We start from the raw sequence: 5,504 nt of genomic DNA on the forward strand, positions 1-5,504 counted from the left end.
AGCTGCACCCGCTGGCCTGTGAGGCGTTCAACGCCGACTTCGACGGTGACCAGATGGCCGTCCATCTGCCGCTGTCCGATGAGGCGCAGGCCGAGGCCCGTATCCTCATGCTCGCTTCGAACAACATCCTGTCCCCGGCGTCCGGAAAGCCGCTGGCCATGCCCCGTCTGGACATGGTCACCGGTCTGTACTTCCTGACCATGCCGAAGGGGCCGGACGAGATCGGCGGACAGGGCCGGTACACCCCGGCGGACGAGAACGGTCCGGAGAAGGGCGTGTACTCGTCGCTCGCCGAGGCGATCATGGCCCGTGACCGTGGCGTCCTGGGTCTGCAGGCTCCGATCAAGGTCCGGATCAGCCACCTGCGCCCGACGGCTGAGGTCGAGGCGGAGCAGTTCCCCGACGGCTGGAACAAGGGCGACACCTGGCTGGCGCACACCACCCTGGGGCGCGTGCTCTTCAACGAGTTGCTGCCGTGGAACTACCCGTTCATCGACGGTGTGATGGCGAAGAAGCCGCAGGCCGCGATCATCAACGACATGGCGGCGCGTTACCCGATGATCACGGTCGCGCAGACCGTGGACAAGCTGAAGGACGCCGGTTTCTACTGGGCGACCCGGTCCGGCGTGACCATCACCATGCACGACGTGCTGGTCCTGCCGAACAAGAAGGAGATCCTCGACGGCTACGAGCAGCGCGCCCGTGTCATCGAGAAGAAGTTCGGCCGCGGTGCCATCAACGGCACCGAGCGCTACAACTCGCTGGTGGACCTGTGGAAGGAAGCCACCGACTTCGTCGGTGAGTCCGTCGAGAAGCTCTACCCGGACGACAACCCGATCCCGATGATCGTGAAGTCCGGCGCGGCCGGCAACATGCGTCAGATCTGGACCCTGGCCGGTATGAAGGGCATGGTCACGAACTCGCGTGGTGACTACATCACCCGCCCGATCAAGACCTCCTTCCGTGAAGGCCTGTCCGTTCTGGAGTACTTCAACAACTCCCACGGTTCCCGTAAGGGCCTGGCCGACACCGCCCTGCGTACCGCAGACTCCGGCTACCTGACCCGTCGTCTCGTCGACGTGGCCCAGGACGTCATCGTCCGCGAGGACGACTGCGGTACGAAGCGTGGCGTCACCATGCCGCTCGCTGACCCGGTGCTCGACGCCGAGGGCAACGAGACCGGTTCCTACCGTCGCGCCGAGTTCGTCGAGACCGCTGTCCAGGGCCGCTTCCTGGCCGCGGACGCCGTCGACGCGGCCGGCGAGGTCGTCATTCCCGCGGGTGTCGACCTCGGTGACCCGGAGATCGACAAGCTGGTCGCCGCCGGCGTGCGTGAGGTCAAGCTGCGCTCGGTGATGACCTGTGAGACCTCCACCGGTGTCTGTGCGACCTGCTACGGCCGGTCCATGGCGTCGGGCAAGAAGGTCGACATCGGAGAGGCTGTCGGCATCGTCGCCGCGCAGTCCATCGGTGAGCCGGGTACCCAGCTGACCATGCGCACCTTCCACCAGGGTGGTGTCGGTGGCGACATCACCGGCGGTCTGCCCCGTGTCCAGGAACTGTTCGAGGCGCGCGTCCCGAAGGCGAAGGCGCCCATCGCCTCCGTCGACGGCACGGTGCGCATCGAGGATGACGACAACTTCTACACCCTCACCATCATCCCGGACGACGGGTCCGACGAGGTCGTGTACGAGAAGCTGTCGAAGCGTCAGGGCCTGGCGGTGCTCAAGGTCGGTGACGTCGAGCGTCAGATCAAGCAGGGCGACCATGTCACTGTCGGCCAGCAGCTCCTCAAGGGTGCCGCTGACCCGCACGAGGTCCTCCGTGTCCTCGGTCGGCGCGGCGTGCAGCAGCACCTCATCAACGAGGTCCAGAAGGTCTACCGCGATCAGGGTGTGGCCATCCACGACAAGCACATCGAGATCATCGTGCGTCAGATGCTGCGCCGGGTGACGGTCATCGATTCCGGTTCGACCGAGTACCTGCCGGGTTCGCTGGTCGACCACGCCGATGCCGTGGCGGCCTCGAAGGAGGCCGTGCGCACCGGTGGGCGTCCGGTGGAGGTCCGTGCGGAGATCATGGGTATCACCAAGGCCTCGCTGGCCACCGACTCCTGGCTGTCGGCAGCCTCCTTCCAGGAGACGACCCGTGTGCTGACGGACGCCGCGATCAACAAGCGGTCCGACAAGCTCATCGGCCTCAAGGAGAACGTGATCATCGGTAAGCTGATCCCGGCCGGTACCGGTATCTCCCGTTACCGCAACATCTCCGTCGAGCCCACTGCGGAGGCCCGCGCCGCCGCGTACCAGATGCCGGACTCCTACGGCTCCGGCTTCTACGGTGACGACGGTTTCGGTGACTTCACCGGCGCCGCTGTCCCGCTGGACGACATCGACATGAGCTAGCTCCGGCCCGCCCGGTCGTGTGACGAGCCCGGATCCCGTACGCGGGGTCCGGGCTCTGTCGTGTCCGTGCGGTACAGTGTCTCTCATGAACACCGTTCAAGACATCGCACTGTTCCGGAACCACCTCGCACGACGTCGGGCAGCGTGGCGGGACGCCGGCCTGGAGCGCCGGCCGTCGGTGTTCGGCTCGGGGCAGGACGCCGTCGCGGAGATCGACGGTGAGGAGCGCCTCCTCTTCGCGTCCAGCAACTACCTGGGACTTTCCGGCCATCCGGCACTACGGGACGCCGCCCGCGGCGCCATCGACCGTTTCGGGGTCGGGTCCGGCGGCTCGAGGTTGACCACCGGGACCGGCACGGTGCACCGGGAGCTGGAGCAGGAGGTCGCCGACTGGCTCGGCTTCCCGGAGTGCGTCTGGTTGACGACCGGGTACCAGGCCAATCTGGCTGTCCTCTCCGTCCTCGCGGACTCACGTGAGGAGCCGGTGGCCGTTTTCTCGGATGAGAGGAACCACGCCAGCATCATCGACGGGATCCGGTTCGCGAGGTCGTCCGGGGCCCGGTTGTCGGTGTACCGGCACCGTGACGTCGGACACCTCGCCGAGCTGCTGCGGGCGCGGGGGACGGCGCATGCGGTGGTCGTCACCGACGGTCTGTTCTCGATGGACGGTACTGTCGCCCCGCTCCGGGAACTCCGGGAGATCTGCGACCGACATGGGGCGGTGCTCGTGGTCGACGATGCGCACGGTATCGGCACGCTGGGGGATGTCGGCTCCGCCCGTGGCTGCTGCGGTGCCGCCGGTGTCCGTCCGGATGTCCTGGTGGGCACGGCCAGCAAGGCCCTCGGGACCGAGGGCGGGTTCATCTGCTGTGACCGGACTCTTGCCGATCTGGTCCGGAACCAGGCCCGCCCGTACGTGTTCTCGACGGCGGCCAGCCCGGTGACGGTCGCGGCGGCAGCGGCGTCGGTCCGCCTGGTGCGTTCCGGGGAGGCGGGTGTCGGAGAGCTGCGAAGGAACGCCCGCCACCTGCGGAGGAGCCTTGAGGATCGCGGCATATCCGCGGGTGGGGTGGCGGAAGGGCCGATCGTTCCGGTCGCTGTGGGGGATGAGCGGCTGGCCCTCGCGGTCCAGGAGGCGCTGCGGGAAGGGGCCGTCCACGTTCCGGCGATCCGCTGGCCGACGGTGCGCCGGGGACAGTCGATACTGCGGATCACGGTGACCGCGGACCACACGTTCCCGCAGATCGACCGGCTCGTCGACGTGCTGTCCCGGTCGTTCGACGATTTGGCTGTGCGCCCCGGATGAGGTAACGTCCATCCGCAGTCCCCGTATCAGGACTCATCCGGCCGTCGGAAGACGGTGTGGCCCCTGGGTCACCGATGAAGAACCAGCAGGATGAAACTCACCCCGTAGGCCAGCGAGAGCGGCTGAGGGGTTTCGGCACGTTTAAAACAAAGTGCGCCGAGTGTCCGGGGAGAGGTCTCGTTGGCCGGCAGGGTCGACGGCACCGTCGACCGAAGTACTGAAACAAGAAAGTCGGTTCATGCCTACTATCCAGCAGCTGGTCCGTAAGGGCCGCCACGACAAGACCCGCAAGGTTTCCGCGGCCGCCCTGAAGGGCTCCCCGCAGCGGCGTGGTGTGTGCACCCGTGTGTACACCACCACCCCGAAGAAGCCGAACTCCGCTCTCCGTAAGGTCGCGCGTGTTCGCCTCACCTCCGGCGTCGAGGTCTCCGCCTACATCCCGGGCGAGGGTCACAACCTCCAGGAGCACTCGATGGTCCTCGTCCGCGGTGGCGGCGTCAAGGACCTCCCGGGTGTCCGTTACAAGATCGTCCGTGGTTCCCTCGATACCCAGGGTGTCAAGGACCGCAAGCAGGCCCGTTCCCGCTACGGCGCCAAGAAGGGACAGTAATCAATGCGTAAGAACCGTGCACCCCAGCGTCCCGTAGTCAAGGACCCGGTCTACAGCTCCGAGCTCGTGACCCAGCTGGTCAACAAGGTCCTCCTGGACGGCAAGAAGTCCACCGCCGAGCGCATCGTCTACGGCGCGATGGAAGGCTGCCGCGACAAGACCGGCACCGACCCGGTCGTGACGCTCAAGCGCGCGCTGGACAACGTCAAGCCGGCCCTCGAGGTCCGCTCCCGTCGTGTCGGTGGCGCCACCTACCAGGTGCCGGTCGAGGTCCGTCCGGGCCGCGCCACCACCCTCGCCCTCCGCTGGCTCGTGACCTTCACCCGTCAGCGGCGCGAGAACACCATGACCGAGCGTCTCGCCAACGAGATCCTGGACGCGTCCAACGGTCTCGGTGCTTCCGTGAAACGTCGTGAGGACACCCACAAGATGGCCGAGGCCAACCGCGCCTTCGCCCACTACCGCTGGTAAATTCGGCTCTGCCGATCCCACGACTTTAAGGAATCACAGTGGCACAGGAAGTACAGAAGGACCTCCGGAAGGTCCGCAACATCGGCATCATGGCGCACATCGATGCCGGCAAGACCACGACGACCGAGCGCTTCCTCTTCTACACGGGTATCAACCGCAAGGTCGGCGAGACCCACGACGGCGCCTCCACCACCGACTGGATGGAGCAGGAGAAGGAGCGTGGTATCACCATCACCTCCGCCGCCGTCACCTGTTTCTGGCACGAGAACCAGATCAACATCATCGACACCCCCGGTCACGTCGACTTCACCGTCGAGGTCGAGCGTTCCCTGCGTGTCCTGGACGGCGCGGTCGCCGTCTTCGACGGCAAGGAGGGTGTCGAGCCCCAGTCCGAGCAGGTCTGGCGTCAGGCCGACAAGTACGACGTGCCGCGCATCTGCTTCGTCAACAAGATGGACAAGCTCGGTGCCGACTTCTACTTCACGGTCGACACGATCATCAACCGCCTCGGCGCCAAGCCGCTGGTGATGCAGCTCCCGATCGGTGCCGAAGATGCCTTCGACGGCGTCGTCGACCTGGTCGAGATGAAGGCCATCACCTGGCGCGGCACCGTGGCGATCGGCACCGAGCCGACCATCGAGGAGATCCCCGCCGATCTCGCCGACAAGGCCGCCGAGTACCGCGAGAAGCTGCTGGAGACGGTCGCCGAGTC

General features: G+C 66.5%; 4 protein-coding genes and 1 pseudogene. All 5 read left to right on the forward strand.

The features are described from left to right. Positions 1–2,405: pseudogene (locus QZV72_RS07125) on the forward strand (DNA-directed RNA polymerase subunit beta'); the annotation flags it as partial. Between the two features lie 85 nt (positions 2,406–2,490). Beyond that, positions 2,491–3,711 (forward strand): 8-amino-7-oxononanoate synthase, encoded by a 1,221-nt coding sequence (locus QZV72_RS07130; protein ID WP_297006668.1) that lies wholly within the window; start codon positions 2,491–2,493, stop codon positions 3,709–3,711. 238 nt (positions 3,712–3,949) lie between these two features. Further along, entirely contained in the window at positions 3,950–4,321 is a 372-nt protein-coding gene (gene rpsL, locus QZV72_RS07135; protein ID WP_297006670.1) for a 30S ribosomal protein S12, read from the forward strand. Between the two features lie 3 nt (positions 4,322–4,324). Continuing rightward, positions 4,325–4,792, forward strand: coding sequence for a 30S ribosomal protein S7 (gene rpsG, locus QZV72_RS07140; protein ID WP_297006671.1), 468 nt, complete (start codon positions 4,325–4,327; stop codon positions 4,790–4,792). A 38-nt stretch (positions 4,793–4,830) separates the two neighbouring features. Continuing rightward, positions 4,831–5,504, forward strand: a 674-nt coding sequence (locus QZV72_RS07145) for a GTP-binding protein (RefSeq protein WP_297006672.1), incomplete at its 3' end; no start/stop codon positions are given.

Source organism: uncultured Corynebacterium sp. (assembly GCF_902782855.1).
In the GTDB taxonomy this organism is placed as follows: Bacteria; Actinomycetota; Actinomycetes; order Mycobacteriales; family Mycobacteriaceae; genus Corynebacterium.